Here is a 16,527-nt window from a genome sequence, read left to right as displayed (position 1 = left end):
CGGGGGAGACAATTCTAAGATTCGAAAAACGCCGAATGTCGGTAACGTCTGTCGAAATCCTTGATGGCGACGTTGATTTCGCGGAACAGGCATATCAGTGCGTGCGCAAACAGCACGATCGATATGACGAACAGGAGGGAAGCCCCCCATTCGCGCTGCATACCAACCAGGGCGTTGAAGAATACGATCAGAATCACTGTTGCCACACAGATGCCAGCAGCGACGATCGAGCGGATGCCGCGATAAAGCAGGCGCCCCCGCCGGGCCAGCCACTTGGCCAGGAGAGCGCGATCCTGCCCGTCGAGATGCGCCAGCTTCTTTTCCTCGAGCTCACGGATGCGATCGCTGACACGCCAAAGGCGGTTCATCAAAAGAGTCAGAAAGGCGGCAACTGCAAGCAGTAGAAAAGCCGGTGCCAACGCCTGTGGCGCGATCAGGGAGAAGCGTACGCTAGTGATTCTCAATGCAGCGTCGCTAAGCCATATATAGAAATCCGACGACATAGCTCTGCATCCTGTTCTGAAGTAAAATGTCCCAAGGTCGCGAAAGGCGGACTTTGGCAAACTACGCAGCAATCGATAATAGGTCTATTGCTGCCTCAATCACTTCCTTCGAATCCGCCTGACCGAGGCTTTTTGCTCCTTTCTGGCATGTCTTCACTGCAGGCGCCTCCCGGATCGGATCGCCCGGCTGGACAAGGATCTCATCTACGGCGTGCATCCATGCGATTCCCCTGCCCTATGCCGCCAACATCCTGAATGAAACCGCCTTGGGCGATGTTCGCACGGGAAGCAGCATTCTCGATCTAAAAGGCGGGGTCGATGCGGATAAGGCCGCCGGGTATACGGGCTGGTGGAGCTGCGAGCTCTTCCGCAGGCGCCAGCATCAGGACAACAGCCATGCCATCGCTGCCGCAGCGAGGTTCGACAAGTGACTGCCCTACTCGGGCGTGGGCGCCTTTGGACGGTGCCAGCCCGTCTTGCTCAACACCGGGCTTGCGTTGGGCTCTCTTATAGGGTACCCCCCTATCATATTTTTGCTGGGGTTCGCCATGCATACGATCAAGGAAAAAACCCGGCTCATCGCCAGGGTTCGCCGTATCAAGGGCCAGGCTGAGGCGCTCGAACGAGCGCTCGAACAGGAACTGGGCTGCGCGGATGTGCTGATGCTGGTCGCATCCATGCGTGGCGCGGTGAATGGTCTGACCGCCGAGGTCATGGAAGACCATATCCGCCATCACATCGTGGATCCGGACAAGGAAAACTCCAGCCAGGCGCAGGGAGCGGCCGAATTGATCGAGGTCTTGCGGACCTATATCAAATAGAAAGACCCGAACGTGGTTTCGATCTCCGACATGCTTCAGCAAGGTTCCACGAACCTTTGGCTGTTCATCCCCAGTGCCATCCTTCTGGGAGCGTTGCACGGCCTAGAGCCGGGACATTCCAAGACGATGATGGCGGCTTTCATCATTGCGGTCGGAGGTACCGTGACTCAGGCTGTCTTGCTCGGCCTGTCGGCGACAATCTCCCATACCGCCGTCGTCTGGGCGGTCGCGCTGCTCGGACAATATTTCGGGCGCAATTGGAGCAGCGAGGCAACGGAGCCCTATTTCCAGGTGGCTTCGGCGATCCTGATCGTCCTCATCGCCGCCTGGATGTTCTGGCGCACCTGGCGCGAGCAGCACCATAGCCACGATCACGATCATCACCACCATGGTGAGGAGGTGCGGCACATCAACATCGGCCATGGCACGGTCACCCTCGAGGTGTTCGAGGACGGCGTGCCGCCGCGCTGGCGGCTGAGCTTCGAAAAGGGCGAGCGATTTCCCGCCCATGAGGTCTCCGTCGAAACCATCCGTCCGGATGGTGCGCGCCAGGTCTTTCAAATGGCCGATCGCGGCGCCTATCTCGAAAGCACCGAGGAAATCCCGGAGCCGCACGCCTTTTCCGCCGCCCTCAATCTGGGGCATGGGGATCACCTGCACAGCTTTCCCCTGGAATTCACCGAGCATGAGCATGACCATGGGCATGAGCACACGGATCTTGGCGCAGAGGAGGACGCCCATGCGCGCGCCCATGCCGAGGATATTCGTCGTCGCTTCGCCGGTCGTACTGTAACCACGGGGCAAATCGTGATGTTTGGCCTGACAGGCGGGCTCATCCCCTGCCCGGCTGCCATCACCGTGTTGCTGCTGTGTATTCAGCTCAAGCAGCTCTCCCTGGGCTTCCTGCTGGTCCTTTGCTTCAGCATCGGGCTCGCCGTCACCATGGTTTCCGCCGGTGTGCTGGCAGCGCTGAGCATCCGGCATGTCGAAAAGCGCTGGTCCGGGTTCTCGGCCTTTGCCACGCGCGCACCTTATGCCTCGGCCGCCGTGATATTCTGTGTGGGTCTCTACATGGCCTGGTCGGGCTTGCACGCTTTGCCGGCGTGAATCCAAGCGGATCTGTCTTCTGATCCCAGCCCGACGGCAGATCTCCGCCACCGTCACACCATCGGTACCCTGCTTGAGAATGAACGCCTTCTGGGTCTCCGAAAACCTGCTTGCCTTCGTTGTCCTCCGCTCCTCCCAGCCTAGGGATTCGGCCGCGGAAAACTCCAGCTCAAAACGGTCCTGTTTCCTGGGAGTAGATCAGCCGCAGGGATGCGCCCTCACCGGAACCCAAACGATACCGTTGGAAGCTCTTTGCTCAGGGATGCTGCTGGACGCTGAGGCCGCCATCGATGGTCAGGCAGGCTGCGTTCATGAACGGGCATTCGTCCGAGATCATGAACACCGCGGCAAGCGCGATTTCCTCAGGCGTGGCGATACGCCCACCCGGATGCAGCTTCAGCGTCTGCGCCTTGGCGGCCTCGGGATCGGGGAAGCTGTTCCAGTAGTCGATCACTTTCTGGGTGGAGACATAGCCAGGCGCGAGCGCGTTCACCCGCACGTTGCGCCCGGCATATTCCAGCGCCAGCGACTTGGTCATGCCGAGCAAGGCGTGCTTGGCCAGGGGATAGGGGAAGGTATGGGGAATGATGGTGAAGGCGTGCGTCGAGGCAATGTTCAGAATGACGCCGCCATCGCCTGCAATCATCCCTGGCAGGACCGCCTTGCAGCAGTTCCAGGCTCCCTTGAGGTTGATGTCGAAGCATTGCTGCCACTCTTCGTCCGTCGTCTGCAACGGCTCGGCAAAAACATTGATGCCGGCATTGTTGACGAGGGCGTTGATCTCGCCGATCGTCGAGGCGGCCTGTGAAACGGCACGCGCAATACCCTGCTCGTCGGTGATATCCACGGCCCGGTGAGCGATCGGCGCGCCCTGCCCCGTCAATTCGTTACCGACACCGGCAAGAAGCGCCTCGTCCCGATCGATCAGGAAAACGCCTGCCCCTTCGTCCAGGAAAGCCCGGACCATCGCCAACCCGATGCCCTGGGCGGCACCCGTCACCAGAATACGCTTGCCTGTAAGCCGACCCGTCATCCCGCCCATGCCCCCTACCATTCGGCCAGGCTGCCATCCTCATGGCGCCAGACTGGGTTGCGCCAGCGATGCCCCTCCCGGGCCCGCTCGATCACATAGTCCTCGTTGACGTCGACCCCCAGGCCCGGCCCCTGCGGGATGGAGACGAAGCCGTCCTCATAATGGAACACCTCCTTGTTGGAGATGTAGTCGAGAATGTCGTTGCCCTGGTTGTAATGGATGCCAAGGCTCTGCTCCTGGATGAAGGCATTGTAGCTGACGGCATCGACCTGCAGGCAGGCCGCGAGTGCGATCGGACCCAGCGGGCAGTGCGGCGCAAGCGCCACGTCATAGGCCTCCGCCATGGTTGCGATCTTGCGGCACTCGCTGATGCCTCCCGCATGCGACAGGTCGGGCTGGAGAATGTCGACATAGCCGTCCGCCAGCACGCCCTTGAAGTCCCAACGCGAATAGAGCCGTTCACCGAGTGCGATCGGGGTGGAACAATGATTGGCGATCTCCTTGAGAGCCTCCTTGTGTTCGGACAGCACGGGCTCCTCGATGAACAGGAGCTTGTAGGGGTCAAGCTCCTTGGCCAGCACCTTGGCCATCGGGCGATGGACGCGGCCATGGAAATCGACGCCGATGCCGATATGGGGCCCGATCGCCTCGCGCACGGTGGCGATGGTCGCCACCGCCCGGTCGATCTTGTCATGCGTGTCGACGATCTGCATCTCTTCCGAACCGTTGAGCTTGATCGCCTTGAAACCGCGTGCCACCGCTTCCCTGGCATTGCGGGCGATGTCAGCCGGGCGGTCGCCGCCGATCCAGGAATAGACCTTGATCTTGTCGCGGCATTGGCCGCCCAGCAGCGCATGGATCGGCTGTCCCAGCGCTCTCCCCTTGATGTCCCACAAGGCCTGGTCGATGCCGGCGAGCGCGCTCATGTGAACCGCGCCGCCGCGATAGAAGCCGCCGCGATAAAGCACGTTCCAATGGTCTTCGATCAGCATGGGATCCTTGCCGACGATGTAGTCGGCCAATTCGTGCACGGCCGCCTCCACCGTCAGAGCGCGCCCTTCCACGACGGCCTCCCCCCAGCCTGACAGGCCCTCATCGGTCTCGACCTTCACGAACATCCAGCGCGGCGGGACGATGAAGGTGGTCAGCTTGGTGATCTTCATGGCACTATCCAATGATCTCTATGGGATCGGCCCCGGGCCTCGCCCCCGGCCGCCCGCCGTAAGTCATGAATGAAGGATGAGGTCCGCAGCCTTCCCCGCGGCGGCGAGTACGGCGGCATTGGTGTTGCCGCTGACGATGGTCGGCATGATCGAGGCGTCGACGACCCTGAGGCCCGCGACTCCGCGCACCCGCAGATCCGGCGTGAGAACCGCCTCGGGATCGGCATCGTGGCCCATCCTGCAGGTGCCGACGGGGTGATATCCGGTCTTGACCGTGCGCCGGCAATGCGCCGCTATCGCCTCGTCGCTCGTCACGGCAGGGCCCGGAAAGATCTCCTTGTCGATCAAGTCGCGCAGCGGGGCGGCGGCCAGCACCTGCCGCGCAAAGCGGAATCCTGCCATCGTCGTGGCCAAGTCCTCGGGATGGCCGAAGATCTGAGTGTCGATGATGGGGTCCGTGAGAGGATCGGCGCTGGCGAGCGTCACGCGGCCGCGCGCCCTGGGACGCAGCAGCAGCGAATTGATGGTGACACCATCGCCGGGGTCGGTGCCCATCACGTCCCTGTCGAGATAGACTGTCGGCACGCAGAACATCTGGATGGTCGGTTCGGCACTGCTCCCGGTCGGATCGAAGAAGGCGCAGGTTTCCACGCCGGTGGTCGAGGCCGGCCCCGTGCCGAACAGCAGATATTGCAGGCCGGCCTTGATCATCGGCCAGCCCCGGTCCTGCTGGTAATAACCAAAGCTCCCGCGGGTGGTGGCGACGACCGGACACTCGTAATGGTCCTGGAGATTGCGTCCAACGCCGGGCAGCACCACTTTGGCAGCAATGCCATGGCGGGAGAGCTCGTCCTCGGGACCGATGCCCGAAAGCATCAGCAGTTTCGGCGTCTGGTAGGCCCCCGCCGCCAAGATCACTTCGGTACCGGCGTCGGCCTTGTGGTGGCTCCCGCCCTGCAGATAGTCGACGCCGACCGCACGGCCCTGCTCGATGCGGAGCCCTGTCACCGTCGCATCGGTCACGATGGTCAGGCGGGGATCACGCATCACCGGGGCAAGAAAGGCCGTCACGGCGCTGCAGCGACGGCGGGTCGCCCAGTCGATGGTGTGCTGCATGAAGCCGACACCGAACTGGGAAGCGCCGTTGAAATCCGGATTGTAGGGAATGCCCATGCCCTGCAACGTCTTCACATAGGTCCGAGTCATCGGGCTGGTATGGCCGAGATGCGAGACCTTGAGCGGGCCGCCGACACCATGGAAGGCACCGGCCAGATGGTCATTGTCCTCCTGCGCCTTGAAATAGGCCAGCATGTCCTCATAAGACCAGGCACCGTCATTGACAGCGCCCGGCGCGGTCACGGCTGCGTTCCAGCGCGCATAGTCGCCGGGTTGGCCGCGCATATAGACCATGGCGTTGACGGTGCTGCCGCCCCCGAGCACACGCCCTTGCGGCACGATCGGCCCGCGCCCGTCGAGCTGGGGCTGCGGCGCGGTCTTGTGCATGGCCAGATAGGTATCCTTGGCCAGGAACTTCATGTAGCCGGCCGGAAAGTCGATGATCGGGCTGGCCTTCGCCGGTCCGCGCTCGATCAGCAGCACGCGCGCCTTGGCCTGCCCAACGAGATGGGAGGCGACGACACAGGCCGCGCTGCCACCCCCGACGATGATGAAATCGAACTGCCCCTTGTCGGACATTGCAGACTCCAGGACTCAGGCCCGTTGACGGGAATGATCGCCGCGCTGAAGCGGCCGGCCGGAAGGACGTTGCGGTCGAAGCCGGACGCTACCGGCCAATGTCTCTCCGGGCCCGAGAACCGTCAGATCTCCCAGGTCAGGCAGGTTATGGCCATTGGCCAGGTGCGACATCGGCTCGAAGCAGAAATAGTCCCGCCGGAAGGAGGAATCGAATTGCGTATCGGAGACGAAGAGGAAGGCATGCCTGAACACCGGGTCGGCCTCGAGTCGGAGCTGCATGTCCCGTTCCGGCCAGGTGATCACGGCAAGGCCGTTCCAGCCCTGCAGGCCATTATTGGCCCACCGATCCGGAATGGCACGAGGGGCAGAAAAGTCGAGCTCCTCGGGAATGGCGACGGGCTCACCGGGGAGCCACTCCTCCACTTCCGTCCACAGCGCCTTCACCTTCGCCATCAGCGTCGTGGCCGGCGTCAGGGGGAAATAGGGGTGCCATCCCAGTCCATAAGGCAGAGGGGCGCTGCCGCGATTGGTCACCGCCAACCGCATCTCGAAGGCGCCGTCGACGAGGGCGAAACGCTGCTCGGCCTGGTAGGCGTAGGGCGTGCCCTTTCCTGCATGCGAGAACACCATGGCAAGGCTCGTCGGCCCCTGCGCGGTGATGTGCCAATCGGCCTGCCAGCCCTCCCCATGCAGATAATGCCTGTCCCAATCCGTGTTCGGTTCCAAGACATGGTCCTGTCCCTCGAAGCGAAAGCGGTTGTCCTTGACGCGATTGCCGAAGGGCACCAGCGGGTAACAGGCCGAGGACAGGGCGTCGGCGTCCGACGAGGGCGCCGGGCGCAGGAGAGGAATGCGCACGCCTTCCTCTTCCCAACACAGGCCGAGTATGAGCCCGCCCACGGTCGACAATTGCGCGCGCAGGGAGCCGTGCTGGAGATCGACAACCGGCATGCTCTAGCCCTTGTTTCGCGCCATGGAGCGCTTGATGGCCTGGATATTGGCCAGCACCGCGACGACGATGATCAAGCCGCGCACCACCTGCTGGAAGAAGGGATTGATCCCCAGCAGCACCAGGCCGTTGCCGATCAGGGTGATGACGAGCACGCCCAGCAGCGTGCCGAGCATCGAGCCGCGCCCGCCGGAGAGCGACGTACCGCCCACGACGACGGCGGCAATGACGTCGAACTCCAGGCCGCTCGCGGCGGTGGCATTGCCTGAGCCCAGCCGCGAAACCAGGAGGATGCCGGTCACCGCGGCCATGGCACCGCCGATGGCAAACAGCATGACGCGGATGCGTGTGACATTGATGCCGCTGAGGAAGGCAGCCTGCGCATTGCCGCCAATGGTGAAGACGCTGCGGCCGAAGGCGGTCTTGCGGCTGACGAAGGCGAAGACGCCGAAGAGCACGAGCATGATGATCGCGGCGGGCGGAATCCCCAAGACCGGCCGGTCGAGCGCGTCGACGATGTCGTTGCGTCCGATCGACACCGGCAGGGCATCGGTGATGAACAGGGCGATGCCGCGCAGTGCACTCCACAGGCCGAGCGTGGCCACGAAGGAGGGCACGTCGAAGAATGCCCTCAGCACACCGGCGATCGAGCCCAGGAGCCCGCCGACCACGATGGCCAGGGCGAAGGCCAGCACTGTCGGCACGCCCCACTGCAGGAAATAGGCCAGGACCACCGAGACGAAGGCCACCATCGGGCCGACGCTCACATCGATCTCACCCGCGATGATGATCAGCGTCGCAGCCCAGGCGGCAATGCCGATCGTCGCGGCATCCCGCAGGATGTTGATCTGGTTGTTGAACGACAGGAAGCCCGTAGCGCTGGCCGTGAACACCACATAGAGCACGATGATGGCGACGAACAGGCTCAGTTCGTTCATATGGCGAGAGAAATCGAAGCCTGCGCGGGCACTTCGGTTCGAAGCGGCAGCCCCTGCGGTTCTGTCCTGTGACATCGGGTATCCTCGTCAGTGTCCGGTGAGGCAGGCGGCCATGACGGCATCCTGATCGATCTCGGGCGCAGTGAATTCTTCGGCGAGCCGGCCCTCGCGCAGCACGAGGACGCGATCGCAGACCAGCGGCAGTTCCTCGATCTCGCTGGAGACGAAAACGATGCCGCAGCCCTCAGCCGCAAGCTGCCGGATGATGGCGTAGATCTGCGACTTGGCTTCCACGTCCACGCCGCGGGTAGGCTCGTCGAGCAGCAGCACGCGGCTGCGCGCATGCACCCAGCGGCCGATCACCACCTTCTGCTGGTTTCCGCCCGACAAAGTGCCGATTGGGGTGTCGGTGCGGGCGGTCTTCACATGGAGATGCTCGATGATCCGGCGGGTCGCCTGCGCCATCAGGCTGGAGGACAGCACGCCGCGACGGCTGACGGCGGCAAGATCCGTCACCAGCGTATTTTCGTCGACGCCGAGCAAGGGAACGATACCTTCCTCCTTGCGGCTTTCGGGCGTGTAGCCGAAGCCGCGCTCGACCATCTGGCGATAGCGCGCGCCCGTCACCGGCTTGCCGTCCACGCGGATCTCGCCGCGGTCGGCCCTGCGCACGCCCATGATGGCCTGCAGCAGTTCGGTGCGCCCCGATCCCAGGAGCCCGGCAATGCCGAGGACCTCGCCCTGCCGCAGGCGAAAGGACACGGATGACAGTTTCGGCGCCAAAGCGAGATCCGTCACTTCGAGCAGGGTGTTGTCCGCGACCCGGTTCTCCAGCTGTGCGGCCGGCCCGCTTTCCGAGCCGAGCATGAGGCGAACGATCTGGCGCGTGTCCGCCCCCTTCACGTCGACGGTATCGATCACCCGTCCATCGCGCATCACCGTGGCGCTGTGCGCAACCCGGCGGATTTCGTTCATGCGGTGGCTGACATAGATCACGGCGATGCCTTCCGCCGCGATGCGTGTCACCGCCGCCATCACCCGCTCGGCCTCGGCGGCCGCAAGCGAGCTGGTCGGTTCGTCCAGGATCACCAGCCGGGGCTTGCCGATCAGCACGCGTGCGATTTCCAGCAATTGCCTCTCGGCCGGCGAAAGGCTGGCGACGAGCCGCCTGGGCGACAGGTCCAGCCCGAGCCTTGCCATGGCCTCGGCGGCCTCGGCCTCCATCCGCGCCGACTGGATGACACCGCCCTGGCGTGGCCAGTGGCCGAGGAACAAATTCTCGGCCAGCGACATCCCGGGCACCAGGCTGAGCTCCTGATAGACCACACGCACACCGCTGGCAAAGGCGGCCTGCGCGCGGGCGGAGCCGGTCTGGCCGAGTGCCTGGCCGGCAATCTCGACCGCGCCGCTGTCGGGCAGCTCGGCGCCGGTAAGCAAGCGGATCAGAGTCGACTTGCCGGCACCATTCTTGCCCAGCAGGGCCCTCACCTCACCGGCCGCCACCTCGAAGGTGACGTCGTCGAGCGCCAGCACGCCGGGATAGCGCTTGGTGCAATTGCGGATGGAGGCAACCCGTTCGGCATCGGCCAACGGGCCTGGGGAAATGGCTGGCGTCATGTCGCTATCCTTGCCTGGCCGCAACCGGGAAGACCTCAGGCGATCCCTAGAGCAAAGCGCATTCAAGCGTGAACGCTTAATTGCTCTAACTCCTTGTTCTGACGCGTCTTTGCGTTTCTTGGTGATTCCACCAAATCGCAAAACGCTTTAGGGGATGCCGTCGGCATGCGCCTTGAGCCAGGCCTGGCCGTCCGCTGCGCTCTTGTAGACATCGATGTCGTAGGCGACCTTGATGCCCGCCGGCGGCTGGCCGTCGATCGACTTGATCGCCTGGGCGAGGGCGAGCTTGCCCAACCCCTGGCCGGAAATGTCGACGACACCCTTGATGACGGAGTTGTCGGCCAGTTCCTGGGCGATCTCGGTGGTCATGTCGCCCCCGAACACCACGGTCTTGCCGACGCGCCCCTGGCTCTTGACCGCGCGCGCAGCGCCGAGCGTAGCCCCGCCCGCCTCGCCGAAGAAGGCGTCGAGATCGGGATGGGAGGACAGCATGGTGCTCGCGACCGAGACGGCCTTGTCGAGGATCGCGCCTTCCTGGTTGGCCACGATCTGGGCGCCGGGCACCTTGGCCTTGAGGGCTTCTTCGAAGCCCTTGCGACGCGTGACGCAGACCTCGACGAATTCGCAGTTGAGCACCGCGATCTTGGGAGCATCCTTCTTCTGCGCGATGAAATAGTCGCCCGCGACCTCGCCCAGCTTGTGCCCGAAATCATAGGGATCGCCGACGGCATAGGCCGAGACATATTCCTTCATGTCGGCCTCGTTCAGGCAGGTGTTGTAGCAGACCACGGGAACGCCGGCATCGTGTGCCCGGCGGATCGCACGATAGGAACCATCGGCCGACACCGGGGAGACGATGATGGCCTGGACGCCGGCCGAAATCAGCGAGTCGATGAAAGAGGCTTCCTTGGTCACGTCGCCCTGGGCATTGGTCTCGATGATGTCGAGCTTGCGCCCGGCGTCGGCGCCGCCGGTCTGAATACCCTTGCGCACGCCGGCGTAAAAACCCTGCGCATCCATATAGATGGCGCCAACCTTCAGATCCTTGCCTTCAGCCATCGCGCTGCCCGCCGCAGCGCAGATGGAGGCAGCAATGGTCGTCATCGCGGCGAATTTCGAGAGCTTCATCGGTTCCTCCCCGTCTTTTGATCATTGACCAGCCCCGCAACGCCGGATCGAGCCTGCAAGCCGCGGCATGCCTGGTTGCGGCACCATAAAAATAATCGTATTATTGTCAAGATAAATACTATTTATTTTCGACTCGCATCGGGACGCGCAGAAATGTGTGGCCGGATGGCCTTGATGAGGCGAGCCGCGTTGCGTCTGGCGCGATTTTGTTTTCCAGCTCGCCTCGCATAGCCTTGCCGGTGCCGAAGCCGCGGCGTGGGGGGAACTGGAAGTGACTGACATCAGGATCGGCTCGGCACTGACCGACAATGGCAATCCGATCGCCGCCCACGGCAAGCGCAGCGTCCGGGAAGCCCTGTTGCGGCAATTCGTCGAGAAGATCGTTTCAGGCGAGTTTGCCGAGAACGCGACCCTGCCCAACGAAGCCGAATTGACACAGCAGTTGGGCGTGAGCCGCACGAGCCTGCGCGAGACCATGCAGTATCTGTCCGCCCTGGGCATGATCCGCTCGCGGACCCGGGCCGGCACCACGGTGCTGCCGCGCGAGAACTGGAACTATCTCGATCCGCTCGTGCTCGACGCCGTGCTGAAATTCGGCACGGACGAGCGGTTCTACGTCTCCCTGATCGAGGCGCGCCAATTGCTGGAGCCGGCGGCCGCGGCGCTCGCAGCCGCCCATGCGGGCGCCCGGGACTTGCTGCATATTTCCAATGCCCTGGAGGAAATGGTCGAGGCCAATTCCCGCGACAACGAAGCCTGGAGCCGGGCCGATCTCGATTTCCACACCGCCATCATCAATGCCAGCGGCAACTGGGTCTATCGCCAGTTCGCCACCGCCATTCGCGCCGCCCTGCTGGCAAGCTTCCGCCTGACGAACCGGGCGAGCCAGTCCCACGAGAATGCCATCACGAAGCATCGAGCCGTGTTCGATGCCATCCGGTTGCGCGAGCCCGAGGCGGCCCGGCAGGCGATGATGCGGCTGATCGACGTGGCTCGTGACGAGATCACCGAAGCGCTGCGCAAGTCCAAGACGCCAACCTAAGAAGGTTTACGTTCCGACGCGCTCCGCGGAAACGGCGGCAGAACCGAATTGATGGGCTTGGTGGTGAAGCCCGGTCGGGCGGCTCCTCCGGGGACTCGACATCAGCGATAGGCCGGCAGCAGATTGCCATGCGCCGCGAAGAGATCGTCGACCAGATGCCAGATCTGGTCCGGCGACAGTTCCGCGGAGGTATGTGGATCCAGCAATGCGGCCTGGTAGACCGCCTCGCGCCGGCGTTCCAGGGCGGCATGCACCGTCAATTCCTGCACATTGGTACTCAACCTGATCACGGCCGCGAGCTGGCGTGGGAGAGAACCGACCTTGATCGGCTGGATGCCGTTGCGGTCGACATGGCAGGGCACCTCGACCACGCAGTCGGGCGGTAGATTGTCGATGAGTCCCCGATTGCGGACATTGCCGTAGATCAGCCCGGGCTGGCCCGTCACCAATGCATGGATGATGCCGGCAGCATATTCGTTGCTGCGGCAGATCTCCACGGGCGCTCCACCCTCGAGCTCGGCGCGCAGCTTGTTCCAGCCGGCGATCTGATCCTCGCAGCGGGTGATATATTCGTCGAGGGGGATGCCGTAGCGCTCGATCAGATCGTCGCGGCCGCGCTTGATGTACCACGACGTATATTCAGAGAAATGCTCGGAGGACTCGGTGACGAAATAGCCGAGGCGCCGCAGCGCGTCGAAGCGGATGCGATCGTCCGGCGGCACCTTGCCATCCGCCGCCAGCGCCTTGAGGCGGGGATAGAGATCTTCGGTGCTGCCGTCCCGGTGGCGCTTGTTGAATTTCAGGAAGAAGGCGACATGGTTGATGCCGGCTGAGACATAGTCGATATCGCCGATATCCTCGCCGAGGCAGCGGGCGAGATGCGCCGAGGTGTGCTGCACGCTGTGGCATAGCCCGACCGTGCGCAGCTCCGGCGCGATCTCGCCGATCGCCCAGCAATTGATCGCCATCGGGTTGACATAGTTCATCAGGAGCGCATCGGGGCACAGATCCTCGATGTCGCGGCAGATCTCCTCCAGGACCGGAATGGTACGAAGGCCGCGGAAGATCCCACCGATGCCCAGCGTGTCGGCAATGGTCTGGCGCAGGCCATAGCGCTTGGGAATGTCGAAATCGACCACCGTCGCGGGTCGATAGCCCCCGACCTGCATCATCAGGATGACGAAATTCGCGCCGGCGAGCGCGACGCGCCGCTCGGTCGTGGCCTCGATGCGCACGCGCGGCAGGTCCAGCCCCTCGCAGATGCGCCGGGCGACGATCTCGGAGGTCTTCAGGCGCTCGCCGTCGATGTCGTGCAGGCTGATCACGCAATCGGCAAACACACCGTTGCTGAGCACGTCACTCAGGATCGATTGGGCAAAGACCGTGCTTCCGGCACCGACGAGACAGATCTTGGTCAAGGGAGGGCATCCTTGCTGGTTGGGACATCACCGGGACGCACAGGGCAGATCCTGCTTGCCGGTTGACTGGAAGGCGGCCTTTATTCCATTCATGAAAACAGGATGTCTTCCGGCTTTCGGACGACTTATTCCGGAATCAAAGCATCGAGTTCGCGAGCCATGGCGAGGCAATCACCAGCCTTTCAAGACGAGCACGCCGGTTGGGCCGACCTGTTCGACGGCAGCTCCTTCCATGTCGAGAGCCATGTCGCCGGCGCGATGGCGGCGGCGCATTGGCACGATCATGTGGAGCTCAACCTGCTGCTGGAAGGACGAATGACCTATCTCTTCCAGGGACGGCAGGAAACCGTGGAAGCGCGGCGGCTTGCGCTCTTTTGGGCCGCGATCCCGCACCGGGCCATCGAGGTCGCGCCGGGCTCCAGGCTGATCTGCCTTTACATCCCCTTCCAGGACTTCATGGCGCTGCCCATCGCAGGCTCGATCCGGAAAGCCGTCATGCATGGTGCCTTCCTGAGAGCAGCGCAGATCGATCCAACGGACACGGCCACATTCCAGCGCTGGGTCGACGAATGGCCCGCCGCCGACTCCGCCCGCCAGCGCCTGCTCCTGGACGAGGCCTGCCTGCGCGTGCGCCGCCTGGCGCTCGATCCACTCGAAGCCGATGATTCCGCCCTGCGCGACGGGGGCGGCGAGCGCCGCGAAGGCCGCTCTCCGTCGCTCGATCACGCCGAGCGGATGATCGAGATCATCAATCTGCGCTTTGGCGAAGAGCTCTCCATCGCCGCGATCGCCGCAGAGCTCGGAATCCATCAGACCACCGCCACAGCGGCGTTCCGACGGGTCCTGGGCATGTCCATCAACGAATATATCGTCCGCTTTCGCCTCAGCCGGGCCCTGCATCTGCTGGCCGACACGGACCAGCCGATCCTGGACGTGGCCTATGCCTGCGGCTTCGGCTCGGCCAGCCGGTTCTATGACGTCTTCAAGCTCCGTACCGGGGTGACGCCCCGCCAGTTCCGCAGCCAGCTCTCCCCGCGCTGACGAAAACGCTAAAGAGCCCATCCGAGCCATGGAGCGACAGGCCGAGGCCCGGACCCCGCGGCGTTCGACTGCTTTCCCGCCATCGATCGAGGCGTTCCACGACCGGCCCGAGCAAGCTTGCCACGGCTCCTGCCCTGCGAAGAAGCGTTGCCGAGCGCTTTCGATCATTGCCATCAGGACTCGATAAAATCATAAAAAATCATAATCATGATTGACTCTGTCGTTTTATTGGCATTCATTGATTTTATCAGAGCGGGTTTTGACCTGCCATCGCAGCGGGGAATGCATGTCTCAGGGGTCGAGCAAACTGGAACGCCTCGATGCGATCCGCGGCCATCTCTACACGCATGGCCCCTCCACGATTCAGGCCCTGGCCGATGCCGCTGGCGCCTCGCTCGCCACCATCCGCCGTGACCTGCAGATCCTCGAGGAGCAGGGCATCATCGACCGGGCTCATGGCGGAGCCCGCATTGCGGAGGGGTCGAGCGTCGAGGTTGCCTTCAGTGCGCGCGAGGGCCGGAACCTGGCAGCCAAGCGGGCGCTTGCCGCAGCCGCTTATGAAAAACTCGCCCCGCACGCGACCATCTTCCTGGATGCCGGCACCACGGTGCGCCAGCTCGCAAGGCTCCTGCGCATCAATCCGATACCGATGACCGTGTTCACCAATGGCCTCCTGGTGGCCCAGGAACTGCTGGATGTGCCCAAGCTGCGCGTGGTCGTGATCGGCGGTCAGTTGCGCAACGAGAATGCGTCCCTGGTCGGACCGGAAGCAGAGGCGATGCTGGAGCGGCTGTGGTTCGACCAGCTCTTCCTCGGCGTCAGCGCCATCGGCCCGGATGCCACGATCTACAGTGTCGACAGCGCCGAGGCGAGCCTGAACGCCCGCATGCTCAAGCGCGCCGAGAAGCGCTTCATCGTCACCGATTCGAGCAAATTCGGGGTGATGTCCACTTACGCGGTGGCCCCGCTCGCCCCCTCGATCAGCATCATGACCGATGCCAGCCTGTCTTCGGACTGGCAAACGCAGCTGCATGAGGTCGGCGTGCGGCTCACCCTGGTGGACGTACCGGCAGGTGCTTCCTGATGGCCGGGATCCTCGCAATCGACGGCGGCGGCACCAAGACGATCCTGGCGACAGCAAGCCGGGACGGCGTGATCGACACCTGGCTGGAAGGCGCCGGCATCAACCCGGTCGACAATCCCGATTGGCTCGCCGGCTTCGAGGCACAGATCCGGGCGGCCGGTGCGGCTGCCCAGGCCTGCGACCATGCCGTGCTGGCGCTCCCGGCCTATGGCGAGATTGCAGCGGTGACGCAGTCCCAGAACCAGGCAGCCGCGTCGGCGCTTGGGCAATCCCACGCCATCCTCAATGATGTCGAAGCGGCGCATGTTGCAGCCTTTGCCGGTGGGCCAGGCGTCCTGATCCTGGCGGGGACGGGGTCGATGGCCTGGGCCCGCGACGAGCATGGCAACGACCTGCGCGTCGGGGGCTGGGGCGATGCGTTCGGCGACGAGGGCAGCGCCTTCTGGATCGGTCGGGAGACGATCGCCCGCGTCAGCCAGGCCCTCGACGGACGCCTGACAGCACCGGCTTTGGCCGACGCCTTCTTCGCTTTCCTGGCGCTCGATTGGGCCGATCGCCCGCACGCCTTGCTGCAATGGCACGTCGAGCTGTCCCATCCTCGTTCCCAGATCGCAGCCTTGTCGGTCCTCGTCGATCGCCTGGCCGAGACAGGCAACGCCACCGCCGTCGCTATCCTCGACGAGGCCGCCGAACATCTCGCCCGCCATGTCGAGGCGGCCTGGCGCCGCATGGATGCCAAGACGTGCCGATCCTGGAGCTATGCCGGCGGCGTGTTCGCCAGCGGGCATGTACTGGCGAAGGTTACGGCTCGTGTGGGGGGCTCTCCCATGCCGCCGCGGCTTCCCCCGATTGGCGGTGCGCTGCTGCGCGCCGCGCAAGACCTCGACTGGCCCGTGGATCAAGCATGGATCGAGCGCCTGGGCGCCTCGATCACAGAACATGCAAGCCGCGCGAGGAATGGCCGCAGCTGACCATACAAAGAGGGATC

The 16,527-nt window shown here is 63.8% G+C and carries 16 protein-coding genes and 1 pseudogene; 7 read left to right on the top strand and 10 right to left on the bottom strand.

From position 1 onward, the window contains the following. Positions 1 to 14: 14 nt before the first annotated feature. Positions 15 to 503, bottom strand: a complete 489-nt coding sequence (locus ABXS05_RS25540; protein ID WP_367625796.1) for a DUF2721 domain-containing protein — start codon at positions 501 to 503, stop codon at positions 15 to 17. Between the two features lie 266 nt (positions 504 to 769). Here ABXS05_RS25540 and ABXS05_RS25535 point away from each other — a divergent pair, with 266 nt between their 5' ends. The 3 genes from ABXS05_RS25535 to ABXS05_RS25525 all read left to right on the top strand — a co-directional run bounded on the left by ABXS05_RS25535 (position 770) and on the right by ABXS05_RS25525 (position 2,431). Continuing rightward, positions 770 to 934, top strand: a complete 165-nt coding sequence (locus ABXS05_RS25535; protein WP_367625795.1) for a hypothetical protein — start codon at positions 770 to 772, stop codon at positions 932 to 934. 117 nt (positions 935 to 1,051) lie between these two features. Then, positions 1,052 to 1,324: a metal/formaldehyde-sensitive transcriptional repressor gene (locus ABXS05_RS25530; RefSeq protein WP_311939677.1), complete on the top strand. Its 273-nt coding sequence runs from the start codon at positions 1,052 to 1,054 to the stop codon at positions 1,322 to 1,324. A 12-nt stretch (positions 1,325 to 1,336) separates the two neighbouring features. Then, a complete protein-coding gene (locus ABXS05_RS25525) occupies positions 1,337 to 2,431 on the top strand; it encodes a nickel/cobalt efflux transporter (RefSeq protein ID WP_311939678.1) in 1,095 nt (364 codons plus the stop codon). Between the two features lie 21 nt (positions 2,432 to 2,452). Here the strand turns inward: ABXS05_RS25525 and ABXS05_RS25520 are convergent. From ABXS05_RS25520 to ABXS05_RS25485, 8 genes and pseudogenes are all read right to left on the bottom strand, one after another. After that, positions 2,453 to 2,599: pseudogene (locus tag ABXS05_RS25520) on the bottom strand (transposase); the annotation flags it as partial. 88 nt (positions 2,600 to 2,687) lie between these two features. Next, entirely contained in the window at positions 2,688 to 3,464 is a 777-nt protein-coding gene (locus ABXS05_RS25515) for an SDR family oxidoreductase (protein ID WP_367625794.1), read from the bottom strand. Positions 3,465 to 3,478: 14 nt separating this feature from the next. After that, positions 3,479 to 4,627: a galactonate dehydratase gene (dgoD, locus tag ABXS05_RS25510; protein ID WP_311939682.1), complete on the bottom strand. Its 1,149-nt coding sequence runs from the start codon at positions 4,625 to 4,627 to the stop codon at positions 3,479 to 3,481. 63 nt (positions 4,628 to 4,690) lie between these two features. Continuing rightward, positions 4,691 to 6,322 carry a GMC family oxidoreductase gene (locus ABXS05_RS25505; RefSeq protein WP_367625793.1) on the bottom strand — a complete coding sequence of 544 codons (1,632 nt, stop codon included), beginning with the start codon at positions 6,320 to 6,322 and terminating at the stop codon, positions 4,691 to 4,693. Positions 6,323 to 6,337: 15 nt separating this feature from the next. After that, positions 6,338 to 7,273 (bottom strand): aldose 1-epimerase, encoded by a 936-nt coding sequence (locus tag ABXS05_RS25500; RefSeq protein WP_367625792.1) that lies wholly within the window; start codon positions 7,271 to 7,273, stop codon positions 6,338 to 6,340. 3 nt (positions 7,274 to 7,276) lie between these two features. Continuing rightward, positions 7,277 to 8,284 (bottom strand): ABC transporter permease, encoded by a 1,008-nt coding sequence (locus ABXS05_RS25495; RefSeq protein WP_367625791.1) that lies wholly within the window; start codon positions 8,282 to 8,284, stop codon positions 7,277 to 7,279. Positions 8,285 to 8,296: 12 nt separating this feature from the next. Then, on the bottom strand, positions 8,297 to 9,826 hold the full coding sequence (locus tag ABXS05_RS25490) for a sugar ABC transporter ATP-binding protein (RefSeq protein WP_367625790.1): 1,530 nt from the start codon (positions 9,824 to 9,826) through the stop codon (positions 8,297 to 8,299). Between the two features lie 147 nt (positions 9,827 to 9,973). After that, complete coding sequence (locus ABXS05_RS25485) at positions 9,974 to 10,954, bottom strand: substrate-binding domain-containing protein (protein WP_068281742.1); 981 nt, start codon at positions 10,952 to 10,954, stop codon at positions 9,974 to 9,976. 271 nt (positions 10,955 to 11,225) lie between these two features. Here ABXS05_RS25485 and ABXS05_RS25480 point away from each other — a divergent pair, with 271 nt between their 5' ends. Next, positions 11,226 to 11,996 (top strand): FadR/GntR family transcriptional regulator, encoded by a 771-nt coding sequence (locus ABXS05_RS25480; protein WP_367625789.1) that lies wholly within the window; start codon positions 11,226 to 11,228, stop codon positions 11,994 to 11,996. Between the two features lie 101 nt (positions 11,997 to 12,097). Here the strand turns inward: ABXS05_RS25480 and ABXS05_RS25475 are convergent, their stop codons facing one another. After that, entirely contained in the window at positions 12,098 to 13,414 is a 1,317-nt protein-coding gene (locus tag ABXS05_RS25475) for an alpha-glucosidase/alpha-galactosidase (RefSeq protein ID WP_367625788.1), read from the bottom strand. Between the two features lie 159 nt (positions 13,415 to 13,573). Between ABXS05_RS25475 and ABXS05_RS25470 the strand changes: the two genes are divergently transcribed. The 3 genes from ABXS05_RS25470 to ABXS05_RS25460 all read left to right on the top strand — a co-directional run bounded on the left by ABXS05_RS25470 (position 13,574) and on the right by ABXS05_RS25460 (position 16,510). Continuing rightward, complete coding sequence (locus tag ABXS05_RS25470) at positions 13,574 to 14,455, top strand: helix-turn-helix domain-containing protein (RefSeq protein WP_367625787.1); 882 nt, start codon at positions 13,574 to 13,576, stop codon at positions 14,453 to 14,455. 286 nt (positions 14,456 to 14,741) lie between these two features. Next, on the top strand, positions 14,742 to 15,539 hold the full coding sequence (locus ABXS05_RS25465) for a DeoR/GlpR family DNA-binding transcription regulator (protein ID WP_367625786.1): 798 nt from the start codon (positions 14,742 to 14,744) through the stop codon (positions 15,537 to 15,539). Then, positions 15,539 to 16,510: an N-acetylglucosamine kinase gene (locus tag ABXS05_RS25460; RefSeq protein WP_367625785.1), complete on the top strand. Its 972-nt coding sequence runs from the start codon at positions 15,539 to 15,541 to the stop codon at positions 16,508 to 16,510. Before ABXS05_RS25465 ends, ABXS05_RS25460 begins: the two co-directional genes overlap by 1 nt. The last annotated feature ends 17 nt before the right edge of the window (positions 16,511 to 16,527 follow it).

Source organism: Labrys neptuniae, from assembly GCF_040797145.1.
In the GTDB taxonomy this organism is placed as follows: domain Bacteria; phylum Pseudomonadota; class Alphaproteobacteria; order Rhizobiales; family Labraceae; genus Labrys; species Labrys neptuniae.
The sequence above is the reverse complement of the archived record's forward strand: the minus strand, read 5'-3'. Positions and strand labels throughout refer to the sequence as shown.

Bases quoted from the DNA above. Each gene is read 5' to 3' on its own strand.
- ABXS05_RS25470 (WP_367625787.1), top strand. From the start codon at position 13,574: ATGGCGAGGCAATCACCAGCCTTTCAAGACGAGCACGCCGGTTGGGCC.
- ABXS05_RS25465 (WP_367625786.1), top strand. From the start codon at position 14,742: ATGTCTCAGGGGTCGAGCAAACTGGAACGCCTCGATGCGATCCGCGGC.
- ABXS05_RS25495 (WP_367625791.1), bottom strand. From the start codon at position 8,284: ATGTCACAGGACAGAACCGCAGGGGCTGCCGCTTCGAACCGAAGTGCC.
- ABXS05_RS25460 (WP_367625785.1), top strand. From the start codon at position 15,539: ATGGCCGGGATCCTCGCAATCGACGGCGGCGGCACCAAGACGATCCTG.
- ABXS05_RS25490 (WP_367625790.1), bottom strand. From the start codon at position 9,826: ATGACGCCAGCCATTTCCCCAGGCCCGTTGGCCGATGCCGAACGGGTT.
- ABXS05_RS25530 (WP_311939677.1), top strand. From the start codon at position 1,052: ATGCATACGATCAAGGAAAAAACCCGGCTCATCGCCAGGGTTCGCCGT.
- ABXS05_RS25540 (WP_367625796.1), bottom strand. From the start codon at position 503: ATGTCGTCGGATTTCTATATATGGCTTAGCGACGCTGCATTGAGAATC.
- ABXS05_RS25500 (WP_367625792.1), bottom strand. From the start codon at position 7,273: ATGCCGGTTGTCGATCTCCAGCACGGCTCCCTGCGCGCGCAATTGTCG.
- ABXS05_RS25485 (WP_068281742.1), bottom strand. From the start codon at position 10,954: ATGAAGCTCTCGAAATTCGCCGCGATGACGACCATTGCTGCCTCCATC.
- ABXS05_RS25505 (WP_367625793.1), bottom strand. From the start codon at position 6,322: ATGTCCGACAAGGGGCAGTTCGATTTCATCATCGTCGGGGGTGGCAGC.
- dgoD (WP_311939682.1), bottom strand. From the start codon at position 4,627: ATGAAGATCACCAAGCTGACCACCTTCATCGTCCCGCCGCGCTGGATG.
- ABXS05_RS25515 (WP_367625794.1), bottom strand. From the start codon at position 3,464: ATGACGGGTCGGCTTACAGGCAAGCGTATTCTGGTGACGGGTGCCGCC.